Consider the following 16,763-nt stretch of genomic DNA (forward strand, 5'->3'; position numbering starts at 1 on the left):
GCTACCTCTGCAGCTCGAGGACGCTCTGACCCACGCGGACCTGCGCCCCCGGGGTCACGGGCGTCGGCTGCTCGACCTTCTTGTCGCCCAGGAACGTGCCGTTCGTCGACCCCAGGTCCTCGACGAACCAGCCGCCCTCCTGAGGGAAGATCCGGGCGTGCCGGGACGACGAGTAGTCGTCGTCGAGCACGAGCGTGCACGACGGCGCGCGGCCGATCAGGACCGACGACACGCCGAGCGGGATGGTCGTGCCGCGCAGCGGGCCCTCGGTCACGACCAGGCGGGTGGGGGCGCTCTTGGCGGGCTTGCCCTGCGGCTGGCTCTTCTGGGCCTTGGGCGGGGCGGTCTGGCCGGGCGCCACCGACGCCGGGCCCTTCGAGCGGCCCCGGCGGTCGACGATCTTCGTCCCGTACAGGTCGCGCCGCAGCACCCCGATCGCCGAGGCCACGAACAGCCAGAGCAGGACCAGGTAGCCGAGACGCAGGAGGGTGATCGTCAGCTCAGACATACCGGCCGTTCACTCGTCCCGGTCATCGGACGCGCCCGTCCAGAACATGATGCGCGTGCGCCCGATCGTGAGGGTGTTGCCGTCGAGGAGCGTCGCCGCCGGGACCTGGTGGCCCTCGACGTACAGCCCGTTCGTCGACCCGAGGTCGCTCGCGACGACCCCGTCCGACCCGACGCGGATCTCCAGGTGCCGCCGGGACACGCCCGGGTCGTCGACGATGATGTCCGCCTCCGAGCCGCGGCCGATCACGGTGACGGGGCCGGTCAGCAGGTAGCGCTGGCCGTCGATGTCGACGAGCGGGTGGCGCGTGCTCGGGGTTGCCGCCGCAGCCGGGGCCACCGCGCCGCGCACCGTCGCGCTGCGGATCCGGAACCGGCCCGTCTCGAGGTCGTCGTGCTCGCTGAAAGACACGGTCACGGGCCCGACGAACGCGTAGCGCTGGCTCGCCGCGTGGTCCGTGACGTTCGCCGCGAGCTCGTCGGCCAGCGCTTCCGCACCCCACGCGTCGACCTGCGCATGGTCGTCGGGGGACAGCTCGATCGTGAACTCGTTCGGCACCACGGTGCGGTCCCGGTCCACGACGGCCGCGCGGTCGTCCACCTCGCGGCGCAGTGCGCTCGCGAGCTCGACCGGCTTGACCTCGCTGCGGAACGCCTTGGCGAAGGCGTTGTTCACGACCCGTTCCACGCCGTGCTCGAACTTGTCGAGGATGCCCACGCCCTCACCTCCCTCGTGCGTCGGTCGTGCTGCGGTCGTTGCTGCGTCCAGGTGTGCCGGGGCGGCGGTGCTCACGTGCCGTGGGGGGTGCGCGGGCGGGCCGGGATCCGGTATCGGCCTTGATCGTATCCACGGTGGGGGCCTCGGGGCGGGTTCGCAGGGCTGATCCTGTCGAGTCGTTCGGGATCTGGGGGGTGGATGTGGTGATGGGGGCGTGTTCGTGGGGCTGCGATGGGGTGTGGGGGTGGGTCGGCTGGGCGTGTGTCGGGTCGTCCGGGCGGTCGGGTGGGGCGGTGCCGAGGCGTGGTCCGACCGTGATAACGTTCTGCGGCGCGCGCGAGTGGCGGAACGGCAGACGCGCTGGCTTCAGGTGCCAGTGTCCGAAAGGGCGTGGGGGTTCAAATCCCCCCTCGCGCACAGGTGGGTGGTTCCGAAAAGAACCGCCTGAGCGGTACCGAAACTCCCGGTCAGAGTCTCTGGCCGGGAGTTTTCGCGCTTCCCGGGGCGCGTTGGGCGGTTCGGCGGCGCTCGCGGACGCCGCCGAGCCCTGTCGAGGGGCCTCGACAGGGCTCGGTGTGGCGGTTTGGGCTATACGAGATGCTGCGCGGGCACGCTGACGCCGGCGTGGTGGTTCGCGTACCCCGGTGGCTGGCCGAGGTGGTCAGTGGCTGGTGCTCGGCCGCTCTACTCGCGGAAGGGCCTGCGGCGACCTCGGGTCCAGGTGTGGCGGTCGAGGGGCACGGTGGACGGCTCTTCGCCGAGCTCGACCTGCCAGGGGTCGGGCAGGTGCCGGGCGAGGTGCCAGCCGTGGAGCCGGTCGACGTTGTGCGCTGCGAGGGTGATCGCCAGGAGCAGGGTGGTGGCGATCAGTCCGGGGACGCGGAAGTAGCCGCGGTTGACGTTGCGGACCTGGTAGCGCAGCTGAGCGTTGAGCCCTTCGATGAGGCTACGACGGTTGAACGACAGCGCCCACCGAGTCGACTGCCACGCCAGCGGCTGGCGGTCGCGCTCGAGCTCGGAGTCGCGCACCGTGACCGTCTTCCCACAGGCGCACGCGCCCCCACGAACGCAGCGAGCGGTGGGCAGGTGTCGTCCCAGCCGCATCGACGCCGGGGTGTTCGGGCAGCGCAGGTGCCCGGCGAGGGCGGGTCCCTTCCACCGCTGGCTGCCGCGTTCGTCGCGCCGACGGGTTAGCGGGGTGAACCGGTAGGCGTCCCGCTTGTCGAACAGCTCGCGGGCGCGGGCCTTCTCGGCGGCGCTCTCGCCGATCTTGGGCGGCTCGAGGTGTCGGAGGGGATCGGGCAACGCGTCGGAGTACAGCGCGCCGTCAATCCACAGTGACCCGGTGATCGGGCCGGGGCGCACGCCGCGTTGGCTGGAGTGCAGGTCCATGGTCATCGTGATCCCGCGCTCGCGTAGCGGCCGCGCGAGGTTCACCGCGCGTGAGGTCGTGTAGCCGCGGTCGAGCAGGACCTCGTTGACGCCCCGCAGGGCATCGAGAATCCCCAGAGCGGCACCCGCGCGGTCCCGGACTCCCGGGCGCAGGGCGAGGCCGGCGGCCAGCTGAGGGAGCGGTTCTCCGGCGGGTTCGGGTGCGTAGGTCGCGATGTGCGCCTCGTAGCCGAAGTAGAGCTCGGTGGGCCGCCGGTCCGTGCTGGTGCGCTTGGCCCAGCGCGCGTCCCTGTCAGCGGCACGCCGATCGTGGGCGTCCGCCGCGGGGCTCTGGGCGCGGGCCCGGTAGGCGGACTCGATGTCGGTGCCGTCGATGGCCACGACGCTTGGTGGCGTCCAAGCGGACGGCATGCTCGCCTGGACCAGGCCTGTGGCGACCTCATCCAGGCTCGCGGCGGTGAAGGGACATCCGTCGGGGCAGTCGTCGACCTCACCGGTCGCCTCGTCCGCGGTCAGCTCGTGGTTGTGACCCACAGAGAAGCCCGCTCCCATCGCTTCCGTCAAGGCGTGGAACCCGGACAGGACGCATCGGTACCGCACCACGCTCCCCGGCGGGAAGCCGAGCGCGAACCTCTCGCTCGGCGACATCGACCACAACGTCCGCGTGACGCCGGCGATCGTCATCGCCGGCGGACGCCCGAGAGCGTGCAGCATCATCGCCGCCGCAACCGCATCCAGTGGCAGTGCGCGGTGACGACCGACCGTGCGGGTCCGGGACACGACGAGCCGGTTGACCACCTCGCGATCGGCCCAGGCTCGGGCTCGCCTGACCTTCTGTGCGGTGGACAACACGGGTGGGGTGTAGACCACGCGGCTGACACCGGTAGACGAGGTCATGGGCCTGGCCTCGATGGTGCGGCGCTTCATCGCCGCACCATCGAGGCGAACACCTCGTGCTCGGGCTGCGGGGCCATGAACGGCATCACGTGGCCGAAGATCTTCCACGACGCGACGCCGGCGATCCGGGCGAGCTCTCCCAGGTGCACCCCGTGCTCGAGGTGGTCCTTGACCCAGGTCACACGTAGCCGGCTCAGGCGCAGGCGCGGGGCGTCCGACGGGAGCTCGATGTTTTGCAGGAGCTTCGACAGGCGCGAGCGATCCCAGTCAGCAGCGGCGTAGCCGAGGATCAACGACCCGGGGTCGTCCTCTCGGATGCCGCGCAGGGTGCCGTCGTGCGGTGGGCCGATCGGGATCACGCGCGCGTGCTGACCGGACACGGCAAGACACAGGAACCCGTGCCGCTCGACGAGGTCATGGGTCGACACACGCCACGTCTCACGCGGGTACAGGCCTGCGCCGAGTCCGAGGGCGAGGAAGGACTGAAGCCGGCGCCGCTGGACTGGGGTGCGCTGCTGGCCTGCGACTTCGAGCAAGCGAGTGACCTCCTCGGCGGTGTAGGGAGCGATGCGCTGGTTGGCGCGGAGCCGCTCCTCGGGTGGCTCCCACGGGGCCTTCGTCGTGACCGCGGCCCCGAACCGGCGTAGATCGGAGCGTCGCGTCGCTCGAGACGGCTCTGACAGGTGGGCGCAGCCGACCTGGATGTACCGGCTGACGACGTCCGGGGTGAACACCTGCTCGCGGTCCAGCGGGAGCCCTTCGCGATGGGTCCACACGAGGAACTGCGACAGCGTCCGCATCGCCTCGACGGCTCTGCGGTCATCGACGGGGTGCACGTCGACCGCGACGGCGCGCGCGAACTCGGCGACCGGTGCCCAGTCCTCGGGGCGCAGCGCCTCGGGGATGTAGCCGGCCACTGCCTGCTCGGGCGTGAGCGGGCCGGCGGCGTGTCGGTTGACGGGAGTAGTTCTGGAATCTGAAGATGGGCGCACGAAAGCTCCTCACGACGCGGGGTTCTCTTTCGAGCAGCGGCGGGAACCGCTGTGAAGGCGATCGGGCCGGGATGGCTGTCCCGGCCTTTCGCATGTCAGAGGGTCGGCGCCCTGCGCCGAGCGGGTCAGCCCATGGCGTTTCCGGCGTCCTCGGCGAGGGCGGCCGCCAGAAGGTCAGAGGCGAGAGCGCTGACGGGACGGTGCGTGGCTTGGGCGCGGGCGAACAGCGGCCCTGCCACGGCCGCGGGCATGCGGATCTCCACCCGCACCAGCTCGTGGGGCTTCAGGTCCCGAGGGCGCGACGAAGGTCGGCCGGCGCGCGCCGGGGGTACGTGGATCGAGCTGCCTGGCTCCTTCATCTCTCCCACCTCCTGTCTCGATTGGCCGCTGTGCGATGTAGCTCTGAGCCTCTTGTGAGGCGTCGCACGGCTGGTCAGACCGTCAGGAGTACGGTGGATCGATGAAGTTGTCGCTCGGCGCCACAGGCGAGATCGCCCGAGAAGTGACTCGGCTTGCCGCACCGCGGTACGGGGCCGTGCTTGCACGCTAGCGCCGCCGGCGGAGATTCTGTCGGCGACGCGCCGCACGTGGGGCGGTGAGTATCGGAAACTTGGGAGCCACAACATGGTCTGGCCCGCACCGTGGGCGGCCAGAGCTCAGCTGCCCTGATCCCTCGAGATGCTGCACGGCCGCGCCGCCCACGGTTGGGAGCGACATGTATCGTCCGTCACCAACCAGTGGCCTGTAGAACCGAGGTGGTGGCAGTCGGACTTCCTCTAAGAAGTCGGGGTCTCCCGCATGCCGGCGATCGTTCGCTGAATCATTCGAACCGCCTCTGGGGCGCGCGGGCTGTACAGCATCTCTCGCAGTGAGGGCGCATATTCTGGTGCGTCAAGGAAGGTCTGATACTCCAGCTCGTGGCTCTCAACCACCTCGAGTGGCGCGTCGTCTTGGGAGCCGCAGGCCATCTCTACCCAGTCCGCTTGCTGTAGCGCCTCTAGCTCGACGCCCGATGTGGCGACCTCGAGATCATCAATCTTCGGCGCGTGTCTAGTGAGATGAAATACGAGCCGATGCTGCAAATGCAAGCGACCTCCGGTGGAAAGCTGTGCGATGCGTGCGGTTCGCGGTAGTTCGGACACCTGGACGGTGGCGATCTCCATGAAATCCGCGACGTGAGTTGAGGTATCGCTGCGCAGGCCGGGCAATGGCATCACCTTGTTGCGATTGCGCCAACGTTCCGGATCGTCGAGGAGCTTCCGTGGCGACTCCGTGCGAACCTGAAGCACCGTGAGGCGCTCCCGCATTCCAGTCTTCTGGCGCATGCTACATGGGTGCATAAAAACCATCACGGGCCCCGAGGTGAGATTTGGAAGCTCCACGCCGTCGAAGACGTCGCCCTGCTGATAGGGGAGCCAATTGGGCACAGCCCCCCGATAGTCGTAGAGATCTTCGACGTGCGGGAGGTCCTCGAGTCGAGCCGGCTCCATCGTTATGAACGACGAACGATAGCTGGCATCCCGTCGTCGAAGACCACGACTTCGTCAGCTGACACCCAACGGGCGCGCCATTCTGGATCGATTCCGTCCAGCAGATCCTCGGCGCGAATATTCCCGGCGGCGAAATCGAGCAGTGTGCTCACGTTGGCGGCGGAGAGCAGATGGCGAATCGTGACAGTGTAGCCGTCGACAAGCCGAATGTTCATCCACGCGGCTGGTTCCGGGATCGCAAGGCGAACACGTAGGACGCGCATGAAAGCGAGGACTCGAGCGATGGAGGAACGGTTCTCGGCAGTGACGCCGCCCGCGTGACGCCACTTACGGATACCTGGGACCGAAACGGCAACGATTCGAGACAGGTCCACCCATGGCAGCCCGAATGTCGCCGCGATCTCGTCGAGGATCTCGGGAACCGACATGCGATTCGTAGCGCGAAACTCCATTTCGTACGCCGATTCGTAAAGGCTGTGATGATCGCTGGCTAGTTGATTGCCAAGCCGCCGGTGTGCGTGCCGAGTCTTACGCATGGCGACATCCAAATCCTGCCAGGACATATCGATGCTGTCCCAGCTGGTCCCCGGCGTGCTAGTTGCCTCACGTATTGCGTTCGGGCTCGTAAGAACGAGACTGCTCATCTGGTTTCCCCCTTGGGTTGCCTAAACAACTCCCGCGATGCTTCTGTGATGGACCACTGGAATATGCCGCCCACCGGCTCGTGAAGTTCTGCGAGCACCTGTTCTAGAGAGTCTGGGTCAAGCGGCGTGTGCTCGCCGGGCTCCCATGCGCTATCAACGTCGATTATGAAGACCGGTCCTTGTTCAATCTCTGCCGGAGCAAACGGGAGTGCGGCGTCAATAACCGTCCCGCCATCAAACTGCCCCGCATTGAAGGTGATAGTCCTCCCCGGACCGCTGCGGAACGTGGTGGACGACCTATGACCCGAGACCTCGGCCTCAAGTGCCCCCGTCGCGCCCAAGAGATCCCGCCTCACCCACATCGACCAGTCTCCGTCCGGCGGTGCCGTGGGCGGTCGGACTTCATCGATGTACCGCAACCCCAATCGCTGAAGCGGTACGTTGCCTGCCGCCTGATGGAGCGCCTTGACGCAGATGGCCATTAGAGGCGCAAAGCTACTCGCAAACTCGACATAGGTGTTGCCAGACATGGCGAGACTGAGCGACGTCGCGTTGAGGGTGACGGTCGCCTGCCGATCGGTTGTCGTGGCTCGCACCTGTGGGATGGTCGTCGCTTCCGGTCCACCGACGCTCGACATTGTGAAGGTGACCGCTTGCTCGATGGACAGCACAGGGAACGCTTCGCGGACTGCCTCGGCGAAGCGATCCCGGACTGGGTCGTCCTTGAGACGAGGCTCATAGCCGAACCGCATCTCGGCGGTAACGATCGCCAGAGGAGCACTTGGGAAGACCTCACGGCCGAGGTACATGCGCGGGACCCGACCTCTGTAACAGGGAGTGATACTCGCACTGTAACCACGGAGCGAGACTCTCGCCTAGGCTTCTCATGGAACTCTCACCCTTCTGCCAGTTGCGGTAGTGCCGCATGGGACGAAGTGGACGATCTCAGGTCCCCAGCGACTCGAGTGGTTCCCAGCGTCCTCGGATGACGCCGTCGTCGTCGGGGTTCACGGCTTCGATCAGAGGAGCGAACCCGTCGGCGTAGTCCGAACGCCACCACACCCGCGTCGCCGCGTCGAGAGTTGCACGGATGCGCGGCAGCTCCTCCGCTGACAAGCAGTCGTCGTGCAGGCGGCCGTCGGGTGATTGCCAGACGACCGTGCCCTCGACGTCGTCCGGGTCTTCCGTGTCGAGGTGGGGCATCACCGCGGCCTTATCCGTCGTCAGGTCGGGCCACACCCACACCAGGCAGCGTGGGCGCAGCGCCGGTCGGGCGCCTTCTGCGGTCACCCGGTGCCAGCGGGTCCACGCGGCACGCTCCTCCACGAGGACCCCGCCGTGCAGCCGGACGAGCTCGTCGATGCGTGCCCAGAAGGCGTCGTCGATCGGTGTGTGCTGCGTGCGCCACCGCTCGAGCTCGGCGTCGTCGCGGGTGTGCGGTGAGACCTTCCAGTCCTCGGGGAAGAGGCTGTCTGCGGCCGTCGCCGCGACGGCTGCAGGGCACGGACGATCGGTGGCGATGAACATGTAGACGTCCCAGCCGACGCTCACGGCCATCTGGCCCTCCGCCTCGAGCAGGCACCAGACGCGCTTCCCGTCGCCGCGGAGCATGCCGCGCACGATCTCCCGCGCTGCGGCGATGTCGATCGTCGCGCCGTCGTACAGGCCCACGAGGCCGGGACCGAAGATCTGGACCAGGACGTCGTCCGGGCTGTACGGGGTGTCTTCCGGGCTGTGAGAAACGCTGGGGTCGCGGACGGCCAGGCGAGTGACTCCGACCTCGCGAGCGAAGGCCTCGACGGCGTCGAGGTACGCGGCCTCGAGCGGTCCCTCGTCGCTGACGTTGTCGACCTCACCGATATATGCGCCGGACGGGTCGCGGTCTCGTGGGTCGTACTGGGTGATCCGGTACGTGTGAGGCAAGGGCACGGTCGACTGCTCGTCTCTTGATCGCGTGGGCGAGGCCGCCGCAGCGACGAGCTCGTGAGGGACACACCACCATCGTGGAGCACCGAACGTCCATCGAGATCGTGGTGTGCCTGGCCCCGTCACAGAGGTGTGCCGGAGCCAGCGTCAGGTAGAGCGTCGAGCGAGGCCAGTGAGTTTCGGGAACCACCCACAGGTGGGTGGTTCCCGAAAGAACTGCCTTGGTAGTACTGAAACTCCCGGTCAGGGTTCTCTGGCCGGGAGTTTTGGCGTTGTGGGGGTGATCACCTCGATCCCCGGTGGAGGGTGCTGACAGTGACGATCCGCGTCCGTCTGATGAACGAGTACACCATCGAGTGGCCGCTCTGGCTCCCCGGTGGGCCGGCTGAGGAAGGTGCCCTGCCGGTCACCGGGCACCTTGCCGGCGAGCTCAAGGCATGGGCGCGGGCATTCAACGAGCACTACGACTACCAGCACGGTTGGGACGACCCGCAGCGTGCTGACGCGCACGCTCAGGAAGCAGTGCGCCTCCAGCGCGCGCTTCAGACCGACCTCGGCGACGACTACGAGGTCGTGCTCGAGCTCTGGGAGGTCTCCGACCGGTAGGAGTACCAAGCCGCCTCGTTCGTGCAAGGAGCGGCGGCTGGGCCCGGAGTGAGGCATGCCTGGTGCATACGGGTGATGCGGATCGGTCAGCTGAACGGCCGCTCCCGGCACAGGGAGAAGGTGAGGCGAAGCTGATCGAGCAGGTGACTCGAGAGACAGGACCGGCACATCCCCGTGATCGACGGGGTCAGCTGCGAGGAGCTCACGCACGGGAAAGTCAGTGGACGCTGCCAGCTGATCGCTCTCTGAGCGAGTGATCAAGGGTGTGCCGGGACGACGCTCGCAGGTGTGCCTGGGCCCGCGGGGGGTCCTGTGTCGCCTGAGGTCAGCGGGTTTCGGGAACCACCCACAGGTGGGTGTCTCCCGAGAGGGATTGCCCTCGTAGTACTGAAACCCCCGGTCAGGGTCTCTGGCCGGGAGTTTGGCGTTGTAGGGCGTGCCGCTGACTTTGATTCAGGTCCGCAGCGAGAGCCTGCACGCCGTCACGGCACGGCGGCGGCGCGCAGCTCGGCCTCGAGCCGCGGCTTGAGCCACGCGAGGAACCGGTCCAGCATCGCGGGCGTGTGGGGCCACGTGCGGTGCGACGGACCGAAGACCGACCCGAACGCGGCGCCGGACGTGCCCGCGCCGTACAGGTCGTTGAACCGGTCGATGCGGGCGATCGTCGGTGCCCGCCAGGCGGCGTCCCACGTCACGGACGTCCCGCTCTGCTGGTACGTGAGCCCGTTGGCGGCGCAGAAGGCGCGGAACCGTCGGCTGACCCCCGTTACACCGGAGGGTGCGCCGCCGTAGTAGGCGCGCAGGGCTGCCGAGAGCGTCTGCGTCGGCTGCGTCGACCACTGGTCCTGGAGTGCGAAGCCGTCGACGTCGCCCAGCAGGTCCTGCTCGGGGGCCGACATGCGCCAGTAGTCGTCGGCGCTCGGCGGCACCGGGTTGCTCGGCGCGCGCGAGTCCGGGTTGCCCTCCTCGGCCTTCGTGAGCCAGACGGAGGCGATGCCGACGTCGGCCGCCCACGACGCCGGGTCGATGTTGGGGACGCCGAAGGAGCTGTAGGGCGCCGCTGTCGTGGGATGGGCGAGCGCGTCGAGCGTCAGGAAGAGGTGCCCTGCGTCGATCTGCTCACCGTTCGGCAGCCCGAGGTAGGGCGACGGGTTGTCGCCGACGCCGTTCTCGTCGGCGTGGGCGGTCAGGCGCGCCTGCGCGTCGGGGGCGACGGCACCGAGGTTGCGCGGCACCACGGAGAAGCCCGCACCCCCCGGCGAGAGGTTCGGGACGACGTCGGACGCGTGCGCGCGCGGGATCAGCTGCTCGAACGCCATGCCGCTGTACCACCGGACGCGGATGCGGGTCAGCACGTCCTGGGGGCTGTCGGTCGGGTTCGCGCGCTCGACGGCCTCGACGTCGGCGACGAACGTGGCGAACGGGATGATCGCGGCCGCCCCGGTCAGGCTGGTGGGCCCGGCGAGCGTGCCGAGGTCGCGCTGGAGCGTGAGGAGCTGGTCGGGGGAGCGCTGACGGATCGCGCCCGCGACCGCAGCGTTGCCCGCCGACCGCTGCAGGCGCAGGAGCGGAGCGCCGCGCGGTGCCTCGCGCGGCCGGGGGAACGGCGGGAGCTGCTCGGCGGGCCGATCCGACGGTGTGCGCACGTTGCCTCCCGACGCGGTCGTCACCGTCGGCCTACGGCGCCCGGACGGCTGGTGCCGATGGTCCGGCGTGCGTGTTCCGGCCACGGTAGGCCGACTTCGGCGCCGGCCTGCCGCGGGGTGCCGCACGCTGCCCGATGGGCCGGGGACGGTGCACTTTCGACGGGTCGGACGGCGCCCACCGACCGGTCTGCTACGGGAGCGGCTGTCGGTCGCGTCCGAGCTCGGCGTCGCCACGGTCGCCCATGCCCATGCGCACCCCTTGGCCCACGCCCGGCGCGGCGCGCCCGGCGAGGGTCGAGGCGGGCAGGCCCCGGCTGGTGACCGCGAGCGGGCGAGCGCCGCGCGCGCTCCGTGAGGCGGCGGGTGCTCAGCGCACCGACGGCGTGGTGCTGGCCGTGGCCCCCGGCGCCGGCGCACGCGCCAGGCTCGCGATGGCCGCCACCAGCAGCAGCACGCCCGGTGCCGCGAAGTACGCCCCCGTCCCGAGGCCGGTCAGGACCGCCCACGCGAGCACGATGCCGGCAGCCGCCCAGGTCGCGATGGCCGCCGTCCGGGGGCGCAGGTGCGGACGCAGCAAGGGCGCCACAGCGAGCATGGGCACGCCGGCCAGCACCAGCGCGAACGCCCCGGAGTCCTCCCACGACACCGCGGCGATGACGATGGCCACGGCGATGGTGGCGACTGCGGCGGTCAGCCGGAGTCCCACCGAGATGCGCGACCTGCCGTCCATGGTCCTCACCCTCTCCGGTCGAGGCCGGCGACGAGCTCCTGCAGGGTCTGCGCGTCGACGGCGACCCCCGTCGTGGCTCTCAGGTGGTCGAGGTGCTCCTGCTCGCACGCTGCCACGAGAGCAGCGACCACCATGTGCTTGCGCCGCATCGCGCGCCCCCTGCGGAAGGACCGTGAGAGCGAGACTCCGCTCGCGGTCACCTCGTGTCAAGGCTCTGTAGAGGGCGTGGGCGTCCCGTCCCGCGCGCACTCGCCCGTCCGAAGGAGAAGAGTGAGCACCACCGCGATCGTGGTCGACCCCGCGCACTCAGCGGCGCCTGCGACGACGTGCTCGACTCCGCCGACAAGGGCCTTCCGCGGCCGGTCCTCTGCCGCTCGAAGGAGCAGCAACCAGCAGCATCCGACGGCCGCACCTCGCGGCCGTCCGACACGGAAGAAGGACCCGATGAGCGACATCACTCTCGAGCAGGCGCAGGCAGTCGTCCAGGCAGGGCTCGCGGAGTCCGCGTCCCGGGGTCTGGCCATGAACGTCGCCGTGGTCGACGCCGGAGGCAACCTCAAGGCCTTCGCCCGCATGGACGGCGCGTGGCTCGGGAGCATCGACATCGCGATCAGGAAGGCGCGCACGTCGCGCTACTTCGACATGCCCACCGGCTCCCTCGGGGAGCTGTCGCAGCCCGGGGGGCCGTTGTTCAACATCGAGGTGTCCAACGGTGGCCTGATCACCTTCCCCGGTGGGCTGCCGCTGGAGGTGGACGGTCAGGTGATCGGGGCCGTGGGGGTCAGCGGGAGCACGGTGGAGGACGACCACGACGTCGCGACGGCGGCAGCAGCGGCGCTCTAGCGTGTCGCGACCTGTGGCGGCGACAGAGGCTTCGCCCTGTGAGAGAGCTCGACACAGACCGGAGCGCCGGGCAGGTCCTCCTGGTGCGTCACCCTCGACGCTGGGGAAGCGGGCACCCCAGGACCGGCTCGGCCGCTAGGGCTGACGCTCGTCCGGGGCCCTCGGGACGACGCGCAGCTCATCGACCTCCACGCCGGTCTGGGCCAGGCAGAGTCCGCAGATCGCGACGATCTCGGGGTCCGTGTCCAGGAACGCCAGGGTCGCGGGAGCGGCCCACACCAGGCAGCCGCAGTCCGCGAGGATCGCCCGCGCAGATGTGGTCGGCTGAGGCAGGTCGGCCCTCATGCACAGGACGACGTGCTGCTCGGGCTCCTCCATGGCGCGAGACCCTAGCGCCCACCCGGTAGGTGGAGACCCCCACAGGGACCACGAGCACCGGATCACGATGCCCACCCCTCACCCCGCGTCCGGCAGCTGCTCCGGGCACTCCCCGCCGGGCGTCGTCGCGAGCTCGAAGTGCCACATCTCGTTCGCGTACGTCTGGCACAGCCCGTACTGCGCGCCGTGCCGCACCACCCAGTCGGCGCCGTCCGTGGGGCCGATGTCGACCGCCTGGCCGGTGACGTGACTCGACCCCTCGGGTGTCGCGACGAACCGGCGCGCCTCGGCGAGCGAGCCGTACTTGCGGACGGCGTCGTCGAGCAGGTCCTGCTGCATGGCCGCGGTGCGGAGACCGGAGGTGACCCAGAGGTCGACGCCGCGGTCGTGCGCGTCGCGGGCGACCGCCTGCACGGCCGCTCGCAGGTCCGAGTCGAGGCCGGCGATGGCCGGGTGGGTGTCGTCGAACGGGTCGATCTTCGTCTCGCGGAGGCGGGCCTCGTCGGAGGAGTGCAGCACGTCGGCGGCGAGCTGGCGCGGCGTCGGGGCGGGGCCGCCCGAGACGAGGGCGAGCACGCTCGGAAGGGCAGCCGCGGCGCTGACCAGGACGGCGACGGCGACGAGCGCGAGGACGGCGGCGCGGGCCGGGACGGTCCGGCGTGGGGGGCGCGTCGGGCGGGGTCGTGGCGGGGCGGGCGGGTGCGGGGATCGAGTGGTCATACGCCCAGCCCACGCGCCGGGGTGTTGTGAGGGCGTCGGTGAAATCGCAGACGTTCTCCATATGCGCCGCTGCCTAGACTCGCCGGGTCCGTCGTCGAGGTGACCGGAGGTCGCGGTGCGCGTTCTGGTCGTCGAGGACGAGCGGTACCTCGCGGAGGCCGTCCAGACGGCGCTGCGGCGGGACGCGATCGCCGCGGACCTCGCGGACGACGGCGAGCAGGCGCTCGAACGGTTCTCGCACACGGCGTACGACGTCGTGGTCCTCGACCGGGACCTGCCGGGCGTGCACGGCGACGAGGTGTGCCGGCAGGTGGTCGCCGCCGGGCTCGGCACGCGCGTGCTCCTGCTGACGGCTGCGGGGACGCTCGACGACAAGTCGCGCGGGTTCGGGCTCGGGGCCGACGACTACCTGACCAAGCCGTTCGCGATGCAGGAGCTCGTGCTGCGGGTGCGCGCGCTCGGCCGGCGTCCGGCGGCGGGGCCGCCCGTCGTCGAGCTCGCCGGGCTGCGGCTCGACGCGTTCCGGCGCGAGGTGTTCCGCGCCGGGCAGTACGTGCGGCTGAGCCGCAAGCAGTTCGCGGTGCTGGAGGTGCTCGTGGGCGCGGGTGGGGGAGTCGTCAGCGCCGAGGAGCTGCTCGCTCGGGCGTGGGACGAGAACGCGGACCCGTTCACCAACGCCGTCCGCATCACCATCTCGGACCTGCGCAAGCGGCTCGGCGAGCCGTGGGTCATCCACACCGTGCCGGGCGTCGGGTACCGCGTCGGCGAGCCGGGGGAGTCGTGACCACGCGAGCCGGCGGCGTGCCGGACGACGCGCGCGCCGCGGAAGCGACCGGCGCCCGCGTGGGATGCCGCACGACCTGCGTCCTGGGGGCGTCATGACCACACGCCCCGACGGCGCCCGGGCCGGCCTGCGCACGAGCGCGCGGCTGCGGCTCACGGTCAGCTACGTCGCGTTCCTGCTGGTCGCCGGCCTGGTGATGTCCGTGTGCATCTGGGCCGTCCTGCGGTTCGTGCCCAACTACCCGCTCACCGCGGCGAACCCGAGGGACCTCGGCAGCCCGATCGCGTCGCGCGGCGAGATCCTCGACGCCGTGGTCCAGGCGTGCGCGCTCGCGCTCGCGGTCCTCGCGGTGGTCGGGTCGGTCGGCGGGTGGTGGCTGGCCGGGCGGGTGCTGACGCCGCTGCAGCACCTCAACGCCGCGGCGCGGGCCGCGGCCGACGGCGACCTGACCCGGCGCGTCGGGTCGCAGGGGTCCCGGCGCGACGAGTTCACCGACCTGGCCGACACGTTCGACTCGATGCTCGACCGGCTCGAGCGCGACCTGCACGCGCAGCGGCGGTTCGCGGCGAACGCGTCGCACGAGCTGCGCACGCCTCTCGCGGTGATGCGGGCGATGGTCGACGTCGCGCGCGAGGACCCCTACGAGGTCGACCTGCCCGTGCTGCTGCAGCGCCTCGACGAGACGACGCAGCGCGCGACGGACCTGGTCACCGCGCTGCTCGACCTCGCGGCGCTCGACCAGGGAGCCGTGGTGCACCGGCCCGTCGACCTCGACGTCCTCGTGGCCGACGCCGTCGAGGACCTGGCGCCCGAGGCGCGCAGCCGCGGCGTCACGGTGACGGCCCGGATCGACCCCGCGACGGTGCTCGGCGACGAGACGCTGCTGCTCCGCGCCGTCGACAACCTGCTGCGCAACGCCGTCCGGCACAACCGTCCGGACGGTGGTCGGGTCGAGGTGACGCTCCACGGTGGCGAGGGGAGCGGCGACGGTGCGGCCGATGTCGGCGCCGCTCGTCACGTGCGGTTCTGCGTCGAGAACGACGGCGCGCACGTCGACGCGCGGCAGCTCCGGCTCGCGCTCGAGCCGTTCACGCGTCGGGTGGACGTCGTCGGCGGGAACGCCGGGGCGTCGGGCGGCGGCGACGGGGCGACGCGGTCGCACGGCCTGGGGTTGCCGCTGACCGCGCGGATCGTCGCCGTGCACGCAGGCTCACTCGACCTCGTCCCGAGGCCGGAGGGCGGCGTGCGGGCGACGGTGACCTGGGAGGCCGCGCACCCGGTATGAGGAGCGTCGGTGGTGTCGCCACCGCCGACGCGTTACACCGCTTGCTCCCGACAGCCGCACCGAGGACGCCCGACGCGGCACCCGCACCGCGCCGTCCCCGACACCGCACCGGCACCTGCCGCGCCCGCTGCGGCGAGCCCTACGCGCACTGCCCGGTGCGGGTCCCTTCGACCACCAGGACCGGGCGCTGCACGACGACCCGGCTGCCCGTGTTGCCGCTGCACAGCAGGTCCCCGGCCACACGGACCGACCCGACGACCACCGTCGACGGGTTGTCGACGACGTGCAGCGACCCGCCCACCCGCGAGCGGCACAGCAGGGTGCCCTCCTCGCCGACCCGGCTCCAGACGCGCACGCCCCGGACCGTCAGGTCGCCGCCGACCTCGCCGCGGCACAGCAGGAGGTCCTGGGTGCCGTCCGCGGTGAACGAGCCGCCGACGACCGCGTCGTGCACCACGACCCGGCTGTCCCCGCGCGCCGCCACGTCGCCGTCCACGGTCGTCCGGCGCAGCCGCGCGATTCCCGTCGCCGCCACGTCGTAGCTGCCGGCGACCTCGACGCGCTCGAGGGTGAGGGCTCGCGTCGAGCCGCGGACCGACCCGTCGACGACCGCGTCGTCGATGTAGGCCTCCCAGAACTCGGCGGGCCGTTGGGGCACGTCGGGCGTCGCCCGCAGCACGAGGTCGCCCCCGATGCTCGCGCCCCCCACGCGCGCGACGGGGCCGAGGGTCAGGTCGCCCCCGAACACCGAGCCGTACGCCTCGACCCGCCCGACGTCACGCCCCTCGGCCGGCCGCACGTCGCCCTCGATCGTCGAGGAGTAGATGCCCAGGAAGTACGCGCCGTCGAACAGCACGTCACCCGTGACGGTCGCGCTCCCCACCGCGCACGAGGCGTCGACCACGAGGTCCCCCTCGACGCGCCCGGTGACGTACCCGCTGCCCTGCCCGGCGAGCAGGGCGCTGCACAGGAACGTCGGGCGTTCGACGACCGCCGCCGCCGGTACCGCACCGGCGAGGACGAGCGCGACCGAGGCGAGCCCGGCGAGCACGGCGTGGCGGATGGAGATGGTCATGGTGGCCCCCCGGCGTGACGACCCGGCCAAGCCCCCCGGCTTCGACTCGACGTCCGGTCCAGTGTGCGTCGCGGGTGCGTGCTGCGCGAGGCGTCTCCGGAGCGTCGACCGGCTCCGCTGCCGCGCCGCG

At 70.8% G+C, this 16,763-nt stretch carries 18 protein-coding genes and 1 tRNA gene; 5 read left to right on the forward strand and 14 right to left on the reverse strand.

Annotation, left to right across the window (positions count from 1 at the left end; translation table 11 throughout):
- Position 1: 1 nt before the first annotated feature.
- On the reverse strand, positions 2 to 508 hold the full coding sequence (locus tag NXY84_RS00140; protein WP_258725128.1) for an FHA domain-containing protein FhaB/FipA: 507 nt from the start codon (positions 506 to 508) through the stop codon (positions 2 to 4).
- Between the two features lie 9 nt (positions 509 to 517).
- Positions 518 to 1,225, reverse strand: a complete 708-nt coding sequence (locus NXY84_RS00145; RefSeq protein WP_258725129.1) for an FhaA domain-containing protein — start codon at positions 1,223 to 1,225, stop codon at positions 518 to 520.
- Between the two features lie 334 nt (positions 1,226 to 1,559).
- Here NXY84_RS00145 and NXY84_RS00150 point away from each other — a divergent pair.
- Positions 1,560 to 1,642 (forward strand) — tRNA-Leu (locus NXY84_RS00150).
- Between the two features lie 267 nt (positions 1,643 to 1,909).
- Here the strand turns inward: NXY84_RS00150 and NXY84_RS00155 are convergent.
- The 6 genes from NXY84_RS00155 to NXY84_RS00180 all read right to left on the reverse strand — a co-directional run bounded on the left by NXY84_RS00155 (position 1,910) and on the right by NXY84_RS00180 (position 8,569).
- Positions 1,910 to 3,544, reverse strand: coding sequence for a transposase (locus NXY84_RS00155; RefSeq protein ID WP_258725130.1), 1,635 nt, complete (start codon positions 3,542 to 3,544; stop codon positions 1,910 to 1,912).
- Complete coding sequence (locus tag NXY84_RS00160) at positions 3,541 to 4,431, reverse strand: site-specific integrase (RefSeq protein WP_258725131.1); 891 nt, start codon at positions 4,429 to 4,431, stop codon at positions 3,541 to 3,543. Before NXY84_RS00160 ends, NXY84_RS00155 begins: the two co-directional genes overlap by 4 nt.
- Positions 4,432 to 5,282: 851 nt before the next feature.
- Entirely contained in the window at positions 5,283 to 5,933 is a 651-nt protein-coding gene (locus tag NXY84_RS00165; protein WP_258725132.1) for a hypothetical protein, read from the reverse strand.
- A gap of 65 nt (positions 5,934 to 5,998) precedes the next feature.
- The gene (locus tag NXY84_RS00170; RefSeq protein WP_258725133.1) at positions 5,999 to 6,640 is read right to left on the reverse strand and encodes a hypothetical protein; all 642 of its coding nucleotides are present in this window, start codon (positions 6,638 to 6,640) and stop codon (positions 5,999 to 6,001) included.
- Complete coding sequence (locus NXY84_RS00175; RefSeq protein ID WP_258725134.1) at positions 6,637 to 7,449, reverse strand: TIGR04255 family protein; 813 nt, start codon at positions 7,447 to 7,449, stop codon at positions 6,637 to 6,639. The genes NXY84_RS00170 and NXY84_RS00175 overlap by 4 nt, the downstream gene beginning before the upstream one ends.
- 136 nt (positions 7,450 to 7,585) lie before the next feature.
- Positions 7,586 to 8,569 carry a hypothetical protein gene (locus tag NXY84_RS00180; RefSeq protein ID WP_258725135.1) on the reverse strand — a complete coding sequence of 328 codons (984 nt, stop codon included), beginning with the start codon at positions 8,567 to 8,569 and terminating at the stop codon, positions 7,586 to 7,588.
- A gap of 312 nt (positions 8,570 to 8,881) precedes the next feature.
- Here NXY84_RS00180 and NXY84_RS00185 point away from each other — a divergent pair, with 312 nt between their 5' ends.
- Entirely contained in the window at positions 8,882 to 9,172 is a 291-nt protein-coding gene (locus NXY84_RS00185; protein WP_258725136.1) for a hypothetical protein, read from the forward strand.
- Positions 9,173 to 9,654: 482 nt separating this feature from the next.
- On the opposite strand, the gene NXY84_RS00190 is transcribed toward NXY84_RS00185, so the two are convergent.
- From NXY84_RS00190 to NXY84_RS00200, 3 genes are all read right to left on the reverse strand, one after another.
- Positions 9,655 to 10,818 (reverse strand): hypothetical protein, encoded by a 1,164-nt coding sequence (locus tag NXY84_RS00190; RefSeq protein ID WP_258725137.1) that lies wholly within the window; start codon positions 10,816 to 10,818, stop codon positions 9,655 to 9,657.
- A gap of 367 nt (positions 10,819 to 11,185) precedes the next feature.
- Positions 11,186 to 11,548, reverse strand: a complete 363-nt coding sequence (locus NXY84_RS00195; protein WP_258725138.1) for a hypothetical protein — start codon at positions 11,546 to 11,548, stop codon at positions 11,186 to 11,188.
- A gap of 5 nt (positions 11,549 to 11,553) precedes the next feature.
- Complete coding sequence (locus NXY84_RS00200; RefSeq protein WP_258725139.1) at positions 11,554 to 11,697, reverse strand: hypothetical protein; 144 nt, start codon at positions 11,695 to 11,697, stop codon at positions 11,554 to 11,556.
- Between the two features lie 295 nt (positions 11,698 to 11,992).
- Here NXY84_RS00200 and NXY84_RS00205 point away from each other — a divergent pair, with 295 nt between their 5' ends.
- The gene (locus tag NXY84_RS00205; RefSeq protein WP_258725140.1) at positions 11,993 to 12,391 is read left to right on the forward strand and encodes a GlcG/HbpS family heme-binding protein; all 399 of its coding nucleotides are present in this window, start codon (positions 11,993 to 11,995) and stop codon (positions 12,389 to 12,391) included.
- Between the two features lie 135 nt (positions 12,392 to 12,526).
- Here NXY84_RS00205 and NXY84_RS00210 read toward each other — a convergent pair whose 3' ends face one another.
- The gene (locus tag NXY84_RS00210) at positions 12,527 to 12,769 is read right to left on the reverse strand and encodes a hypothetical protein (RefSeq protein ID WP_258725141.1); all 243 of its coding nucleotides are present in this window, start codon (positions 12,767 to 12,769) and stop codon (positions 12,527 to 12,529) included.
- A gap of 78 nt (positions 12,770 to 12,847) precedes the next feature.
- Positions 12,848 to 13,489: a M15 family metallopeptidase gene (locus NXY84_RS00215; protein WP_258725142.1), complete on the reverse strand. Its 642-nt coding sequence runs from the start codon at positions 13,487 to 13,489 to the stop codon at positions 12,848 to 12,850.
- 115 nt (positions 13,490 to 13,604) lie between these two features.
- Here NXY84_RS00215 and NXY84_RS00220 point away from each other — a divergent pair, with 115 nt between their 5' ends.
- Positions 13,605 to 14,273: a response regulator transcription factor gene (locus NXY84_RS00220; RefSeq protein ID WP_258725143.1), complete on the forward strand. Its 669-nt coding sequence runs from the start codon at positions 13,605 to 13,607 to the stop codon at positions 14,271 to 14,273.
- 94 nt (positions 14,274 to 14,367) lie between these two features.
- A complete protein-coding gene (locus tag NXY84_RS00225) occupies positions 14,368 to 15,558 on the forward strand; it encodes a sensor histidine kinase (protein WP_258725144.1) in 1,191 nt (396 codons plus the stop codon).
- A gap of 139 nt (positions 15,559 to 15,697) precedes the next feature.
- Here NXY84_RS00225 and NXY84_RS00230 read toward each other — a convergent pair whose 3' ends face one another.
- Complete coding sequence (locus NXY84_RS00230) at positions 15,698 to 16,633, reverse strand: hypothetical protein (protein ID WP_258725145.1); 936 nt, start codon at positions 16,631 to 16,633, stop codon at positions 15,698 to 15,700.
- Positions 16,634 to 16,763 lie beyond the last annotated feature (130 nt).

This window comes from Cellulomonas sp. NS3, assembly GCF_024757985.1.
GTDB lineage: Bacteria > Actinomycetota > Actinomycetes > Actinomycetales > Cellulomonadaceae > Cellulomonas_A.